11 protein-coding genes are annotated in these 17,663 nt (G+C 42.6%); 7 read left to right on the top strand and 4 right to left on the bottom strand.

All coding sequences use genetic code 11. The annotated features are described in order from the left end of the window. Window positions 1-30: 30 nt before the first annotated feature. The gene (locus ACFGVR_RS11120) at window positions 31-1,092 is read right to left on the bottom strand and encodes a glycoside hydrolase family 5 protein (protein ID WP_448702896.1); all 1,062 of its coding nucleotides are present in this window, start codon (window positions 1,090-1,092) and stop codon (window positions 31-33) included. Window positions 1,093-1,240: 148 nt separating this feature from the next. Here ACFGVR_RS11120 and ACFGVR_RS11115 point away from each other — a divergent pair, with 148 nt between their 5' ends. From ACFGVR_RS11115 to ACFGVR_RS11100, 4 genes are all read left to right on the top strand, one after another. After that, window positions 1,241-2,587 carry a sensor histidine kinase gene (locus tag ACFGVR_RS11115; protein WP_448702895.1) on the top strand — a complete coding sequence of 449 codons (1,347 nt, stop codon included), beginning with the start codon at window positions 1,241-1,243 and terminating at the stop codon, window positions 2,585-2,587. A 24-nt stretch (window positions 2,588-2,611) separates the two neighbouring features. Beyond that, on the top strand, window positions 2,612-4,693 hold the full coding sequence (locus tag ACFGVR_RS11110; protein WP_448702894.1) for a cellulose biosynthesis cyclic di-GMP-binding regulatory protein BcsB: 2,082 nt from the start codon (window positions 2,612-2,614) through the stop codon (window positions 4,691-4,693). A 71-nt stretch (window positions 4,694-4,764) separates the two neighbouring features. After that, the gene (locus ACFGVR_RS11105; RefSeq protein ID WP_448702893.1) at window positions 4,765-6,639 is read left to right on the top strand and encodes a glycosyltransferase family 2 protein; all 1,875 of its coding nucleotides are present in this window, start codon (window positions 4,765-4,767) and stop codon (window positions 6,637-6,639) included. Window positions 6,640-6,684: 45 nt separating this feature from the next. Continuing rightward, window positions 6,685-8,280, top strand: a complete 1,596-nt coding sequence (locus ACFGVR_RS11100; RefSeq protein ID WP_448702892.1) for a hypothetical protein — start codon at window positions 6,685-6,687, stop codon at window positions 8,278-8,280. Here the strand turns inward: ACFGVR_RS11100 and ACFGVR_RS11095 are convergent, their stop codons facing one another. Further along, window positions 8,281-9,033, bottom strand: a complete 753-nt coding sequence (locus tag ACFGVR_RS11095) for a hypothetical protein (protein ID WP_448702891.1) — start codon at window positions 9,031-9,033, stop codon at window positions 8,281-8,283. 415 nt (window positions 9,034-9,448) lie between these two features. On the opposite strand from ACFGVR_RS11095, the gene ACFGVR_RS11090 reads away from it, so the two are divergent. The 3 genes from ACFGVR_RS11090 to ACFGVR_RS11080 are packed head-to-tail and all read left to right on the top strand — an operon-like array spanning window position 9,449 to window position 13,288. Beyond that, window positions 9,449-10,513 (top strand): glycoside hydrolase family 43 protein, encoded by a 1,065-nt coding sequence (locus ACFGVR_RS11090; protein WP_448702890.1) that lies wholly within the window; start codon window positions 9,449-9,451, stop codon window positions 10,511-10,513. 6 nt (window positions 10,514-10,519) lie between these two features. After that, window positions 10,520-12,454 (top strand): sialate O-acetylesterase, encoded by a 1,935-nt coding sequence (locus ACFGVR_RS11085; protein WP_448702889.1) that lies wholly within the window; start codon window positions 10,520-10,522, stop codon window positions 12,452-12,454. Between the two features lie 30 nt (window positions 12,455-12,484). Next, a complete protein-coding gene (locus tag ACFGVR_RS11080) occupies window positions 12,485-13,288 on the top strand; it encodes a polysaccharide deacetylase family protein (protein WP_448702888.1) in 804 nt (267 codons plus the stop codon). 147 nt (window positions 13,289-13,435) lie between these two features. Here the strand turns inward: ACFGVR_RS11080 and ACFGVR_RS11075 are convergent, their stop codons facing one another. Both ACFGVR_RS11075 and ACFGVR_RS11070 read right to left on the bottom strand, forming a co-directional pair. Further along, the gene (locus ACFGVR_RS11075; RefSeq protein WP_448702887.1) at window positions 13,436-16,270 is read right to left on the bottom strand and encodes a glycosyl hydrolase 115 family protein; all 2,835 of its coding nucleotides are present in this window, start codon (window positions 16,268-16,270) and stop codon (window positions 13,436-13,438) included. 17 nt (window positions 16,271-16,287) lie between these two features. Beyond that, window positions 16,288-17,370, bottom strand: coding sequence for an endo-1,4-beta-xylanase (locus tag ACFGVR_RS11070; RefSeq protein WP_448702886.1), 1,083 nt, complete (start codon window positions 17,368-17,370; stop codon window positions 16,288-16,290). Between the last annotated feature and the right edge of the window lie 293 nt (window positions 17,371-17,663).

Genomic DNA, 17,663 nt, shown 5'->3' with positions numbered 1-17,663 from the left:
TAAAACCGAATAACACTATTTAGACTGATTTTAATTACGATACCCAATAGCGTCGCGCATGCAATCGGGTAAATTTTGTATTGATGGCCGCCCGTTAAAAATAGAAAAGCTGTCGTTATAGTCCCACATTATACCGGGCATATTTAAGGTTTTTAGTGTTTTGCGCATGGCTTTGATATAACGACAGCGGCTATCTAAATTGGCATACTTATTATACGCGCCAAACTCGCTGCAAACTACAGGCACATGATACTTATCACTCCACGGTTTAACATATTTAGTTAACTTATCCATTAGCGATTGCTCGTTGCCGTCGTTACGGTATTCGTAGTATTTGGTTTCGCCCCAGGTATTTTTTGCTTTGGGATTTAGCTTTGGAAAATTTTCCTCATTATATGGAAAAGCTACCCCGGTGGTCGCACTTTCATTGCCTATCCAGTCGGCGCCCTGGTGCGTAAAAAAGAACGGTTCGTAAAAATGAAAAGCGTAGATGATGTTATCGTCGGCAAGTCTTTCAAAACGGCTCAATTCGTAAATACTATTGTAGTTTGATGCACCTACCAGCAATGTGCGTTTTTTATCAACCTTGCGTATGCCGGTTACAATATTGTATGCGGCATCCTTCCATATTTGGTCGGCAACTACAGGCTCGTTATAAATATCAAAAAACAACTTATCGGCACTTTGGTTTATATAGTGTAGTGCAACCTTTTGCCACAGATCTATTATTTTAGGTGTCTCTGTTAGGTAGTTATCATTTTTAAGGTTACCACTGTGGTAGTCTATGATCAGACAAAAGCCATATTGTTTGCATAGCGTAAGTACTTTATCAATACGGTTAAAAACCTGTGCCAGCTCAATCTTTTTATCATCAAAATAAGTAAAGGCTACAGGCAGCCTGATGGTTCTGAACCCTAATTTTTTTAACAATACAAAATCGCTTTGCTGTATGCTGGTATCGCTTAAAATATTACGGCTCCAGGTTTGTTCGAGCCACGAAATATTGATGCCATTATTGAGGCTTGCCGCCCGCTTAAATAACCAATCATTACTATCACGAAATATTGGTTTAGTTTTTGCAATTACACGCATTGATGTACATAATATCGAAACAAACAACAACAGCGCGAGGGTGACACAATTATATTTATAACGTTTTAAGCGATTATCCATTAATTTTATAAATTTAGGCAGTATTACTTTTATTATCCACACTTATACTAAACAATAACAACATCCGATGTTTGTTCAACTTGATAAAGAAGAGCTATCCAAAGAAACGGCCAAAAAAGCATGGTATTTAACCAATAACATTATCTGGACCATCATCTTTGTTTTCCCGCTCTTCAGCATCCTCGATTTTATATACCTTCCCAATTACTGGATCCAGTTTTTTATTGCCAGGATAATTGTTATCATGGTAATATACATGTTATACAACTTATTTCAACGTGGTAATTACAATTACCGTATACTGTTGCATATCGCGTTTATCTTATTATCGTTAATAGCATCAATTTTATGTACCCTGGTTAACGTAGCGCAATTAAACCTTTATTTTTTAAGCTACGCTGCAATAGTACTGTTTTTTAACGTACAGGTATTTTGGGAGCCCATCAACTCGGTTATCCAGTCGTTGTTATCACTCATCCTGTTAGGTATATTTTTCAAATCGCTTAATGATTACAGCCTCGATATTTTTGTAACTAACGGCGGGCAGTTCTTTGTTATTATTTCGGTTATATCGTGCTTAATACCAAATGCAAGATATAAGGTGTTGGAGCGCGAGGTAAAATCGCAAATAGTTATCGAAAAATCAAACAACCAGCTTAAAGAGCAATACCGCGATATTATCCAAAAAAATAACATTATCGACGAGCAGTACGAGCGCCTGCGCCGTATGGATGAGCAAAAGAATAGCTTTATCAATATAGCCGGCCATGATTTGAAAAATCTGATCGGCTCCATTATTATGAGCAACAATATGCTCAAAGAAGAAGATTACCGCCTAAGCTCCGATCAGCGTGAGTTTATTGATTTTATTGGCCAGTCGGCCGATAAGATGCAGTATATGCTGGGTAAACTGATGGATGTTAAAGAGATCGAATCGCCGGAGATCAAATACAACCTGGAGATATTTGATATCAACACCGAAGTACACCACGTAGTAAAGGGCCTGGTTGAAACCGCCCAAATGAAGAATATTCAACTGATCGATAATATCCTGAAACTGCCGCTTAACGTACGTTTAGACAAGGTATTTACCGGCCAGGTGTTTCAAAATCTATTATCAAACGCCATTAAGTTTTCGCAAACCAATAACAAGATCAGGATAGCCACTACCCTGCAGCATCAAAAATTTGTGTTCGAAATTATTGACAAGGGTATGCCTATCGGGATGGATGAGTTGGATAACATGTTCAATAAACTAAAAACCCTCAATGATGCATCAAACACGTTTGAAAGCCGCCTTGGTTTAGGCCTCTCAATAGCTAAACTAATGACAGTTGAAATGGGCGGCGATCTGCAGTATCGCAGCGATGATAACGGAAACTATTTTAGAGTAGAATTTAACGTAATAAGCTAATAACCTATATATAATTTAATAAAAATGAATAGAATTTTAACTCTGTTTGTATTCCTGCTGTTGGTGGGCAAAATATCTTCGGCGCAAAGCATAGTTTCGCTCAGATCATTGGGCCATAACGACGAGGTAATTGGTGGTGTAAGCAGCTCCGCATCTTATTTTGTGCGCATCGATCCAACAGTAGAGATAAACGGCAGCAAATTAATTTTATTTATCGAGCCATCGCAGGTGTTACTTAAAAACCGTTCGTACATCAATATTATGATGAATGATAAACCGGTTTACAGCACCCGTATAGGTGCCGATTCGATACTGAGGTTTACCATTATGTTAAATAAGGATTATTTAACCGAAGATAAGCGCTATGTTAAATTGGGCATCCGTACATTGCTCAGCGTATCTGATGATAAGTGTAAGGATATTGATAACCCGGGCATGTGGATCAAAGTTAAAGCCAGTTCGTATTTTTCGTTCATCAAATCAAACAGCAACTTTTTTAACAACGTAAACATTTCAAACTGTTTCGATACCAAAACGGCTATCGTATATCCAAGCAACCCCTCGCTTACCGATCTGAAAGCGGTAGGCTGGGCTTACGCACGTTTAAAACGCGCCCAATCAAAAAACATCGCTGTTTACGAGGCCAGCAAAATGCCCGATAGTTTAACCAACTATATTGTAGTAGGCAACTGGTCAAAATTAACCGATGCGCAAAAGTCCGTTATTAAAGTTAAGCCAGAACAAGGGCAGGGTTTAGTATACCTGCATAAAGCAGTTATCCAAAAAATGGATACGATTTATCATGATGTTGTTGGCCGTTATGGTGTGTCGTTTGTTAAATCAACAGCCTTATCAATGATGCCTACCGAAACTTTGTTTATATCGGGTTATGATGAGGATGGTTTTAACAACACTATTACCACGCTGGCCAACAGCAACGTGATCAAATCGAGCTTTGGCGACTTTTTGGTGATCAACAAGGCCGAAAACACCAACGTAAAAACTATCGACGAAAGTAAATCGCGTTTAACGTTGAAAGATATGGGCGGCCTAACTACTTTAATGGAGGGTATAGGCTCGTTAAAAACAAGCTACCAATTTAAAAACAGCGATTTTAGCTTTACGCCTAAAGAGATCGAGGTTAAAATAGTAGGTAATTACAGTAACCTTAACTTAAGCGACCGCGGGTTTTTCAATATTTACCTTAACGGCGTATTGATCAGTACCGAGAAGCTCGACCCATCGGGTAAGCTAAACACAACCGCGATTATTAACCGTTACGAGCTGCAAAAATTTAACACGCTCGAAACCGAATTCAGGTTTTACCCGGGCAGTGGTAATTGCGAGAACAGCTTTATCAACTACTTTGGCGAGATCAACGTAAGTCAGTCGTATTTACAAACTAAAATACCTTTTATAGCCAACAATCTAAGCTTTTACCAATATCCCGAGGCTTTTAACACCGGCAAAACAACCATTGTATTAACCCGCAGCACTGCAAAATATGCCGCAGCTACCATCGGCGAAATTATTTACGAGTTAAATAACAACCTGCACGCCGATAACTTTCCTGATTTTACTTACTCAAACCCGATAGACAAGTCTATATTGAAGAAAAATAACATCATCGCTTTGCTGGCAAAAGATGATCCTATTATGAGTGAGTTCCCGGATGCGCCCATCAAATTTAACCGCAAATTCAGGCTCTATAATAACGAAAACAACAAGGTGGTTTACGAACTGAATGATACGGTATCTAACGGTTTGGCACAGATATTTTACGGGCGGGGCAACAACGGTACTTTAATTATAACGGGCACAGGTAAAAATTTAGATCAGGCCTTTTTATCGGCAGCTAAGTCCATTACCGACCAGCTATCTACTCTTTCAAGTAACATCTGTATCTCCGATGCTTCGAACAAGTTTTTGTTCAACATCAGTAAAGACAGTGATAACCTGGAGTATACCGATTCAAAAGGCTCGTTCGCTAAATTCTGGGAAGCGTATAACCTGTACATCTTACTGGTGATACTGGTGCTCATTCTGGTATCGTTCCTGTATGTGCGGTCGAGGGTTCAAAAATCACAGGATTCATTTAATGAATAACCGGTACCGGTACATTTATTGAATTTTGTATTGATAACGTGCTTAATTAAGCACATCTTATCCTGTTAAAAATGGCGTTATATACATCCGAGAGTGATACTGTCCCTGTTCATGATCTTTTGATCAGGGACCAGTTTATTACCCATACCGACCTTGTTAAGATCAACGATTTTTCAAGGCGTACGGGCTTATCATTCATCAAGATCGCCTTAACATTTGGATATATCTCCCGCAAAAACTACGAGGCTTCGCTAAGTAACGCAGGTTATGTATTTAATGCCGACGTGCGTAACGAGGCGGTTGAAGATAGCGTGCTCGAAAAGCTTGATCTTAAATTTATAACCAACTTTTTTGCACTGCCGCTCCGCATAGAAAACAACAAAGTGGTAACCCTGATGGCCGACCCCACCGACCAGGAGTTTATTAACTTTATTTACGAAACTTACGGCCTTGAGCCGCACATCATACTGGCGTCCGACTTGGATATTGTTTGGCTGAGCCACAAACTACTGGGCGAAAGTTATGTAAAAGATGCCGTGTTTGAGCTGATGAAAAGCGACCCGGCCAATTCGGCCCTTATCACCTTTTCAACCGGGCAACTCATATTCATATTCGCTTCTATAGCACTGATGGTTGTTGCGCTTTTCTTCAGTTTTACGCAAACATCAATAGCTATCAACATTTTGGTCAGTTCGTTTTTTCTGGTCAGTATTTTATTTAAACTGTTTTTAGCTTTAATGGGCTCGCGCTTTGAGCTGCACCAGGCAGTTACCCGCGATGAGGTGCGCGCCGTTGTTGACGATGACCTGCCCATTTACACCATACAACTACCGGTTTACAAAGAGGATAAACTGATCAAAAAACTGATATGGAACCTGCAGAGTATTGATTACCCACGCGAAAAACTGGATATTAAACTGCTGATAGAAGAAGACGACAGTAAAACCCTCAACGCCGTTAAAGATCTTAACTTCCCTGCGATATTTGATGTGGTGGTTGTGCCTTTCCACATGCCTAAAACAAAACCAAAGGCGTGTAACTATGGTCTGTATTTTTCGCGCGGTAAATACCTTACTATTTACGATGCCGAAGATATCCCCGACACCGACCAACTGAAAAAGGTAATTACCTTGTTTGAAAAACTGCCCGAAAACTATATCTGTATACAGTGTGCCTTAAACTACTTTAACCGCAACGAGAACTTTCTTACCCGTATGTTTACCCTCGAATATTCGTATTGGTTTGATTATATGCTGCCAGGTTTGGATACGCTGGATATCCCCATCCCGCTTGGTGGCACCAGTAACCATTTTAAACTGGATAAACTGATAGAATTAGGCGCCTGGGATCCGTTTAACGTAACCGAAGATGCCGACCTTGGCCTGCGGGCGTACTCAAAGGGCTATAAAGTATCCATAGTCAACTCAACAACATACGAGGAAGCCAATAACGAACCTTTTAACTGGATCCGTCAACGCTCCCGCTGGATAAAGGGCTATATGCAAACCTACCTCATCCACATGCGCAACCCTGTAAAGCTGTACAAACGTATTGGCTTACGCGGATTTTTAGGTTTTAACTTTTTTATTGGCGCTACCCCGGTAACCTTTTTAATATACCCGCTTTTACTTGGTATATTTTTGGCCTATGTGGTGCTCGATTTTAGCTGGATAAGATCCTTGTTTCCTGATTGGGTGCTATTCATCTCCATATTTAACTTACTGATAGGTAACGTGTTGATGATTTATGTAAATATGATGGCCGTGTTTAAACGCCGTTTTTATGAGCTTATCTTATTTTCGATGGCTAACCCCATTTATTGGTTAATGCATTCAATATCGGCATACAAAGGGCTTTACCAACTTATTGTTAAACCTTTTTACTGGGAAAAAACCAACCACGGCCTGAGCAAAACAACCGGATCGGTTACCCAGCCTAAAGTATAATATCGGTATGGCAGGCACTACTATAAAATTAACAAGCAGTAATTAATGAAACGCAGGGTACTCTATTTATTTTTTGCCAGCATTACCCTTGCGGTTTTTTACCTTGTATTGGGTATTAACTTACAGCACCTGGGCTACTACAATCACGAGTCGTTATTTTATATCGAAAAGGCCCGTATAGTTTTTGAAGGTACCGGGCTTCGTTTAAAAACCATCGGCCTTACATCGCCCATGATACCGTTTTACGGTGTACTGCCCTTTGCACAGCTTAATTATTTGATAGCGCCCATTATAGCCTCGGCTTTAGGTACGGCTTTTTTATTCTTTATCATCAGTTTGGGAGTTATCAAAACAACTAAGGATAATTTTTTGATCCTTATTTTACTGATGCTCTTTATCTTCCATCCGGGCTTTATTTATATAGGCTGCTCGGGTAAGGGTATTTATGCCATCCTCATCTTCTTCTTTTTGTTTTTTTACAATATCTTCAGGTTTTACATATCCAATACTACCTTCCATATTTCTATTGCAAGTATTTTATTGGTGATCCTGCTGTTTTGCGATTATAAATTTATCTGGATGACGCTCTTCTTCATCCCGCTAATTATATCCATTTCCATACAAAGCCTTAATCTTGCCGAAAAGCAATCTATTTTCAGGCTGTTTTTAAGTTTTAACAACCCATCACTAAGGCGTAAACTGGCTAACAAAACGTTTGCACTATATGTTATTATTTTCATTTTACCTTTAATAGCAACTTTGTGCTACAAGCTGCTGAACCAGGCCCACGCTAACGATTTTAATTATTTTAGCGAGAGCCCTTACGCAACATGGACCGTACTGATCGATAAGTTTGAAAAAACGGTTTCGCCCGCTGTAGCAAACTATGCCATACCCGAAGTTAGCTTTTTAACATCGGTGCGTGTACTCATCTATTGCCCGCTGATACTACTGGGCGCTTATTTTTTCAGATCGAATACCCAGCACGTTTTAACATTAATGATCCCTTTTGCATTGGTGGAGTTTTTAAAGATCCACGATGACAATTCAGCTTTTTTGCCTGTACAGTATTATTTGATCTTTATCATCATTGCTTACCTGGCATTGGTGTTTAAAAGCCAGGTAATTGCCCGCCGTAAAATATACAAGGTAATTATCGTGTTATTGGTATTGGTACAGGTAGTTACCGGTTACATTTACCTGCGCGACTCCATGATCCAATCGGAAAGCAGCTTTGTCGCCACCTTTCAGAAAAAAACAGAGGAAGAGCCAACCTCTTTTGATGAATACAAACAGATGGCAGATTTCATCAATCACCTGCCAAAAAAATCGTCTATTTTAATTGATGATGTTAACGCTTACCCTATACTGGCTTTTGTAAAAAGCATCAAAAACATCACCCTGCCCTACCAGGATGCTTACCTGAGCGCTATCGAAAATCCATCAACCTATGTAAGCTACGTATTGCTGGCCGGCGATCAAAACAGCGTTGGCGGTTATACCCAGCTTAACTTTAAATATAAGCTTACCATGGAAACACGCAACAGCCTGTTGTTAGAAAAGGTATATGAATCTGATAACTGGACCATGTACCGTATCCGTGTAAACGGGCAGGACTTTGACCAGTCCTTGATCCGTTAACTATCGTACTGTTTGGGTTAAGCTTACAAACGCGGCCAGGTCCTTTGTATCTCCGGGGGTGTTGTCTATCTTGTTAAGTACCAATCGGTAATCATAACCACCATCGGTAAACCTTATCCAGTTATCGCGGCTAAGCTGTTCATTCCCGGTAATACCGGTTTGGCAGGCAAAGTTTGCAACGGTATGGCATATATCAACATATACGCTGTTGGTGGCATTATCAAGTTTAACAAGCTTAACGCAGATTGCACCAAACTGCACCGACTTACCTACAGTAAACCACTGTGACCCATACATTAACACCGTACCCTTTGCCGATTGTTTTACAGTACCCGCGTGCGAACCACTGGCTTCGCCGTTTACAATATCATTGCCCTGCATGCGCAACGTAACGGTTATCAGCGAATCCTTTTTCAGGTTCAGGGTGTAACTGTGCAACGAGTCGCCATACATAACAGTATACCTGTGTTTACCCATGGGCAGGTCGTCAATAATTACTTCGCCTTCGTTATCTGTAGTTAACGAATCCTTTCCATCAAAAACCAGGGCCTGGTTTGGCAAAAAATTTCCCGGCCCGCTTTGCAGTGTTAAAGTTATTTTAGCTTTTTGTGGGGGTATAAAATTATAAATACGGTGTATTTTATCGCGGCAGCCATCATTTAAAAGTATGGTTACGATAACTAACAGGATAACCATACCAGATATAATACTTCCGGCCCAGGATGCTGGTTCTTTATACTCTGTATCAGCCATTAGTTAAGATTTAACGCCTCAATTTACCTAAACATTTATAAAAGTGTATATATTTTCACAGTCTCTTAGCATTCTATTAATATTGTTACCGTTTTATTAATAATAAAAAATATATTATCATTTAGGTTAATTAAATTTCACAGCAGAATTGTGCATGCCAGGTCCCTATATCTGTATTTAAATGAAATCGGTTTCATTACTGCCTAAGCATTCAAAAACTCTTATTTTAAACAGGTATTATGCAGGTAAACAGAGTAAATTCAATTAAAACCATTTTTATTTGGATTTCCTTTATTCAAATAAAATTACCTAATATTGCATTAACCAATTATTTTTATGAAATCGGTTACATAATGCTATTTCACACCGAAGTGTATCGTATCTGCATCGTTAACCATAAAACATCTGTTCAATTATGTACAAGAGTATCAAACTAACGTTCGCCTTAATAGCCGGCACAGCCGCTTTTTACCAGGCCTCGGCACAAACTCACAAGCCAAAGTATTTAACCGAACCCTTAATTTCAACTATCTATACAGCCGATCCGTCGGCACATGTTTTTAACGGGAAGATCTACATCTACCCATCACATGATATTGATGCCGGTATAGCCGAAAACGATAATGGCGATCATTTTGCCATGCGCGATTACCACATCCTGTCGATGGATAAAATCGGCGGCAAGGTAACAGATCATGGCGTGGCTATCGATATTAAAGATATCCCATGGGCGGGCCGCCAGCTTTGGGCGCCCGATGCAGCCTATAAAAACGGTACCTACTTTTTATACTTTCCCGTAAAGGACAAAAACGATGTGTTCCATATCGGCGTAGCTACTTCCAAAAATCCGGCAGGGCCGTTCAAGGCACAGCCACAACCTATACCAGGAAGCTTTAGTATTGACCCGGCTGTGTTTACCGATAGCGATGGTTCATCATACATGTATTTTGGCGGCATTTGGGGCGGACAACTGCAGCGCTGGGCAACCGGCAAGTATGATGCTAACGGCTCAAAAACAGACCTGGGGCATGCTAACGAGCCTGCCTTAAGCTGTAAGGTTGTTAAAATGAGCAAGGATATGATGCACTTTGATGGTAAGGTTAAAGATGTGATCATACTGGATAAGCAAGGCAAACAACTGTTAACCAAAGATCACAACCGCCGCTTTTTCGAGGGCTCGTGGATGCACAAATACAACGGCAAATACTATTTTTCGTACTCCACCGGCGATACCCATTACCTGGAATACGCCATAGGCGACAAGCCTTTTGGCCCGTTTGTGTACCAGGGTATATTTATGAAACCCGTACAGGGCTGGACAACTCACCACTCTATTGTGGAATTTAAAGGCAAGTGGTACATTTTTTACCACGATACCGAACTGTCGGGCAAAACCCACCTGCGCAACATTAAAGTAACCGAGTTAAAGCATAATGCCGATGGTACAATTGCGCTGATCGATCCGTTTAAAGCAAGTTAACCAGGTATGATGAAGCGGTTTGGTTTATCGGTATTTTTGTTAGCTATTTCGTTATTTTGTGTACGGGCACAAGTACGCTTGCCTTACCTGGTAAGCGATAATATGGTACTGCAGCGTGATAGTAAGATAAATATCTGGGGTTGGGCGGCTCCTGCCGAAAAGCTGAGCATCGCCTTCGCTAACAAAACCTATAAAACGCAGGCAGACGCCGACGGTAAATGGCTCATTGCCTTACCGGCCATGAAAGCGGGTGGCCCGTATGCTATGTCCATCAGCGCAAGCAACCACATTACGCTGCATAATATTTTGATTGGCGATGTTTGGTTTTGCGCCGGCCAGTCGAACATGGTGATCAATATGGAACGCGTTAAAGAAGGTTATCCGGATGAGATCGTTTCGGCTAATTATCCGCAGATCCGCAATTTTTTCGTTCCAACGGCATCTGATGTCAGTAAAGTTCATTCCGACCTGCCACCCGGCAAATGGATAGAAGCCAACCCCAAAGACGTACTCGAATTTGGTGCGGCAAGCTATTTTTTTGCCAAACAGCTTTATATTAAATATCATGTGCCTATCGGCATTATCAACTCAAGCGTTGGCGGCACACCCATACAGGCATGGATAAGCGCCGATGGCCTTAAACAAATTCCACAGTACGCCAGCCGTTTAACACAGTTTCAGGATACAGCCTATCTTAATAAACTGATGAAACCTATGCGCCCGGCGCCTAAACCTGTTAAACAATTAGATAAGGGCCTTACAGGCGATAAAAAATGGTTTGATGTGAGTTATGTTCCCGAGGGATGGCACCCGTTTTGGCTGCCCGGCTATTGGGCCGACCAGGGGATACGTGGTTTAAATGGTGTGGTGTGGTTCCGTAAAGAGATCGATATCCCGGCAAGTATGACCGGCAAACCAGCTAAACTGATGATGGGCCGTATTGTTGATGCCGACCAGGTTTATGTGAACGGTGTATTGGCAGGCGGTATAACCTACCAATACCCACCCCGGCGATATGAGCTACCTGCAAACCTGTTAAAACCGGGCAAAAACATTATTGTGGTACGCATAACCAATACCATTGGCAAGGGCGGCTTTGTGCCTGACAAACCTTATAACCTTACCGCCGGCGGGCAAACCATTGATCTGCGCGGCGATTGGCAATACAAAGTTGGGCAAGCTTACAGCTTACGCGATATTCCGTTTGGCGGCGGTTTTTCTGCGCAAAACGAGCCAACCGGTTTATACAATACCATGGTAGCGCCCGCTATTAATTATACCGTAAAAGGTTTTGTTTGGTACCAGGGCGAGGCTAACACCAATAAGGCTGCCGAATATAACCAGTTGCTGCCGGCGTTAATAGCCGACTGGCGCACCAAATGGAACGAAGGTACCTTGCCATTTTTATATGTACAGCTGCCTAATTTTATGGAGGTACAATACCTGCCATCAGAAAGCCAATGGGCCGAACTGCGCGAGGCACAACTCAATTCATTATCAGTGTCCAATACCGCCATGGCGGTTGCCATTGATGCGGGTGAATGGAACGATATACACCCTTTAAACAAGAAAGCTGTGGGCGATCGCCTGGCTGTGGCTGCAGAAAACATGGTTTATGGCGATAAAAATGTGGTAGCATCCGGGCCGATTTATCAATCGGCAAAGGTGGAAGGCGACCATATCACCATTAACTTTACCAGTGTGGGCGGTGGGTTGATAACCAAAGGCGGTGGTGAGCTTAACCAGTTTGCCATTGCGGGTGCAGATAAAAAGTTTGTTTGGGCAAAGGCCGTGATCGATGGTGACAAGGTTATTGTATCTAATCCCGACGTGCCGAACCCGATGTATGTGCGTTACGCCTGGGCGGATAATCCCGAAGGCGCCAACCTGTACAACAAAGAAGATCTGCCGGCATCGCCGTTCAGAACCGACGGTAAATAGATATCTTAGCAACACCTAAATTATATTTTCATGAAAAATATGGGCATCGGCTTATTAGCCGCATTTTTTGTATTGACCAATATATCGGCAACGCCGCAACAAGGCTTAAAAGTTTGGAACAATAAGCAATGTGCTGTTGTGCTAACTTATGATGATGCCGTGGATATCGACCTGGATAATGTTGTACCCGCGCTCGATTCGGTAAAACTCAAAGGCACTTTTTATATCATCGGTTCATCACCGGTGGTGAATAACCGGCTCGAGCAATGGCGCAAGGCGGCAAAAGAAGGTCACGAGTTAGGTAACCATGCCCTGTTTCACCCTTGTGATGGCAGCCAACCGGGGCGCAGCTGGGTATCACCCGATCATGACCTGAGCAAATATACCATTGGCCGCGCCATTGATGAGATCCGCGCCAATAACGTTTTATTAAAAGCCATTGATGGCAAAACCGAACGCACCTTTGCCTACCCTTGCGGCGACCTGAAAATTGGCGGCGTTGACTTTTATACCGCTTTACGCAAAGATTTTGTGGGAGCCCGCGGTGTTACCGGCGCACTGCAAACCGCGGCCCAGGTGGACCTGGATAATATCGACAGCTTCATGATACAGAACCAACCAGCTGATTACCTGATCAACCTGGTTAAAAAGGCGCAGGAAACACATACGCTTTGCGTGTTCCTGTTCCACGGTGTTGGCGGCGGCCATAGTATCAATGAAGATCGTACCGCGCATACCAAATTACTGCAATACCTCAAAGCTCACGAAAAAGAGATCTGGATAGCGCCGATGGTTGATGTGGCGAAGAATATCAGGGCGGAACAGGGGAAATAGATAACATTCTTCTTTTTTGGCGCAAGCGTCCGCTTGTGGCAACGTTTCAATGTTTTAATGACTAGATACAAGTGGCACAAGCGGACGCTTGCGCCAGAACAAGGAAAAACACACGAATAGCGATGGGTTTGAGACCCATCGCTATATTTATAATTGTCTCGCACTTTCCGGCGGACCTAAATAGCTCGGTTTTAAACCGCCGCAATCAAGCACCAGCTTTTGTAATACTACACCAGGGTTGATCATCCAGTATTTGATGATATGTACACCAGGCTTACTAATTGTATGAGTTGATGTTAAAATATTGGCATTATTGCTTACATTTTTACCCCACTGCCTTTCTGAATTATCGGCTTGTAAATTGATAATTTGCGGAGCTTCACCATCTATCGAAACGGCATATTTTAATCCGCCAACATTATTATAATCCAGCGAAGGCGAAACATAGGTAATCAGTTTAAAGTCGCCAGCCTTACTCAGGTTTACCTGGTATTCTAAATGTGGCGTGGCATCATTTAACGTTTGCACAGGTACCGTTACCGGGAAGGTAGTAATGGCTGATAAAGTACGGCCATGATCGGACAGGATGCTCCATTTAATGCCATTACCGTTAACCGCCTTGGTGTAATGCACGGCTTCCATACTTACATAGCCGTTTGTTTCGATAAAACCTTTACCTGCCGGGGTTTCTTTATTCACCACAGCTGTTACCGTAATCTCTTTACCTGATCCGGTAATTTTGATAGGGTACTCGTGATGCCCTGCCGGTACTTTTACCCAGTTAATGCTTACCATCAGGCGCTTTTGCTGATCAACTTTGCCTGCCACATTGGTAATATTGATAAACGGTTCGGCTTGCACGGTATAGGTAAAAGGTTGTCTCCCTTTGTTAAATACATCAATATAGTAACTGGATCTATTTACCGAATAAAACTCCGGCAAAGTGGCATTGCTGGCCGGCGCATCGGCGCCCTCGGCATACACGCCCATATCAGCTGCGGCAGGTAGCTCAATTTGTTTAACCTCGGGCAGTTTATCAAACGGAGGTTGTTGCCAGTAGGTATAGCTAATATGCGTCTGATCCATCATGTGGTTCCATTTACCATTAGCCAGCGTGTGGTTATAATAAGCCGATATTTCGGCATCTTTATCAAACAGCGCCTTGGCCTTCTCGGCCAGCCCATTGGTTGCAGCGCGGCCCTGCTGTGCATAAAACTTGTTTTTTGCTACCGTATAATACAACTCGTTTAAATTGGCGCAGGCCTTAACGGGATGCAGAACCAGTTCAAAATAAGCATCTTTATATTGTGCAGGGATTTTTTCCCAAAGTTGTTCGGCTTCTGTTGCCAGGTTATTGTAATCGGTAGTAATGGTTTCAAACTCGCGGTAGTTGGTGAGGCTGTATGTATTTTCGTTTAAAAGCTCCGGCTTGCGTCGGCCGTTATATTTGGTGTATTTTGATAATATATTGGCAATTTGTGCAGCATACGCTGGGCCAAACTGCTGTGCGGCCCATTGTTCGGTATATTTTTTCAGGCCGTTTGCCGGGATCTTGTCAGGGTTCCAGGCATAATCCAAAAAGAACGATATCGGGAACTCCATCGGCTTTAAATCGCCCACGTTTACTATCCAAACCTGGTTGGCACCATACTGATGAGCCAGGTGCATCTGCTCCCATGTTTTTGAAATGGGGTTAGTGTTTAGCCATTTGTAATTGCGCGGGCCGCCTACATAATCAAAGTGATAATAAATACCGTAACCACCTGTGCGTTTCGGCTCATTCAGTTTAGGCAGTTTACGGATGTTGCCCCAATTGTCATCGCATAATAAAAGCGTTATATCATCGGGCACGCGCATGCCTTTGTCGTAATAATCTTGCACCTCTTTATACAAGGCCCACATTTGCGGTGTTTTTTCGGGTGCCTTGCCGGTCACATCAACAATGATCTGCCGCTGATCCTTAACGATTTTTTCCAGCAACGCCACATTACTGCCTTCGGTCATGGCCATATCGCCGTCGCCGCGCATGCCTATGGTTACCAGAGTTTCTTTAGTGCCCATGTTTTCAATACCTTTTTTCCAGAAGGCTTTCAGCACATCAGCGTTTTTTTCATAATCCCAGGCACCGGTACCGTAACGTTTCCATTCCTGTTGCGCCCTGTCCATCGGTTCGTGGTGCGAAGTGCCCATTACCACGCCATATTCATCCGCTATAGCGGGATCGGTTTTATCATCATCATTAAAAGCGTTGCCCCACATGGCGGGCCACAGGTAGTTGCCTTTAAGGCGAAGGATCAGCTCGAACACCTTTTCGTAAGCCAGGTGGTTAACCCCGCCAAACTTCTCTTTCGTCCATCCGGAAAAGGCCGGCGCTTCGTCGTTTATAAAGATGCCCCGGTATTTTACCGCGGGCGTACCCTGGCTGTGCCTGCCCGGCAGCACGTATAAATTTGCTTGTTTTTTAACCGGCACATCGGCCCACCAATACCACGGCGATACCCCTATCTGTTCAGAAAGATCATAAATACCGAATATCGTTCCACGTTTATCGCTGCCTGCTATAACCAGTGCACTGCGTACGCCCGGCAGGGGATTTTGCACAGTTTGCAATATAAAGGTTTCCCATTTTCCGGCAATACCGGCAACATTGAGTTTATGATTTTTGATCAGGCCATCTATCAGTGTGCTTTTACCTATAGTGCCAATTAAAACACATTGCCCTTTAGGTGATGAATTATCGAAAAGCGGTTTATTGCCTGTAACCGAGTTGATATCCATTTGCAGATCCCTGATCGCACGGATAACTCCCGGATAATCATCAATACTGCTATACAGTGGTATCGGTTTACCATTTACCGCCAGGGCAAAACTACCTGCACTGCTTTGTGCAGATACGTATTTTGGCTCGCCGGTGGCATAAACCGTTTGGCAGCAACCTAAAACCAGGGCCATCAATAAAACACGAACAAGGGATGTTTTCATATCTCGGGCTTTATCTTTTATTTAAAATCCACAACACTCCAGTAGGCTTTTTTAGGCTGCTGGTTCTGGTCGAACAATAACGGGTAGTTTTTACGGCCCTTAACGGGGTACTCATCAAGCCAGGTATATTTGTCTGAGACATTCCAGAAAGTTACGCCGGTAATTACCTTTTTATACTCGCGTAATATTTTAAATACCTCGGTGTATTTTTCCAGCTGTTTTTGTTCCAGTTCGGGTGTAAACTTGTCCGACTCATTATCTTTAAGCTGGCGCGGATTTTTCTCCCAGGGATAGATCGACACATCCAGTTCGGTAACCTGCACCTTTAACCCTAACGATGAAAATTGCTTGATGGTAGTGCGCAGATCATTTGCAGATGGCTCGTATATCGACCAGTGGGCCTGTATCCCCACACCGGTAATGGGCACTCCCCTGTCAACCAGCATTTTTAAAAGCTTGTAAACACGTTCGCGCTTTTCCGGGCGCTCAGTATTGTAATCGTTATAAAACAGTTGCGCTTTGGGGTCGGCCTCGTGGGCGTATTCAAAAGCTTTGATGATAAATTCATCGCCGCATATCTGGTACCATAGCGAGTTTCGTAAAAATTTGGTACTGTCATCATCGATGGCCTCGTTAACCACATCCCACGCGTAAATTTTCCCTTTATAGCGATTAACCACCGTATTGATATGATCGTGTAAACGCTTTAATAAAACAGCTTTGGTTACCCGGCCGTCAAGCGAATCTTTAAACAACCAATTTGGGGTTTGCTCGTGCCAGCATAGGTTATGCCCGCGTACACGCAGGCCATGTGCCTGTGCAAAGTTTACGATCGAGTCGGCATCGCGCCAATTGTACCTGTTTTCCTGCGGATGGATGGGCCCCATTTTCATGGCGTTTTCGGGAGTAAGGCTGTTAAACTGTCCGAGTATTAAAGGCTGGTACTGTGTTAATGCCCGCACCGACACCGCTACTCCTATCGGGAAGTAATTTTTATAATAATCTTTTAAGCCCTTACCGGCTACCGCCGGCTTTTGCTGGGCCAGCAACGTAGTGGAAAAACACAAAACACTTAACAGTACGCAGGTTGCTTTTTTCATCGTCGTTCTTGTTTCAGGTTACATCGATATCAAGATACTTTAGTGCCTGTATCTTGCAATATCAAGGATCAATAAATTAACTAAAGGCAAATTGGTTTATCGACAAACGAACAGTTGCAGCTATCCGCTCTATCACAATACAAGTATAAATAATTTAAGCAATCGATTACAAATAAAATTGAATTTATACGATTATCAGGTAGAAAATGTCGGCAAGTTGAAACAATAGTCGGGCATTTGTGTACGATTCACACTATAAAAACATCTGAAATTGATCATAAAATTTAATCGGT

Source organism: Mucilaginibacter aureus, assembly GCF_053514885.1.
Note: the sequence above shows the minus strand (reverse complement) of the source record. Positions and strands in the feature narration are given on the sequence as shown.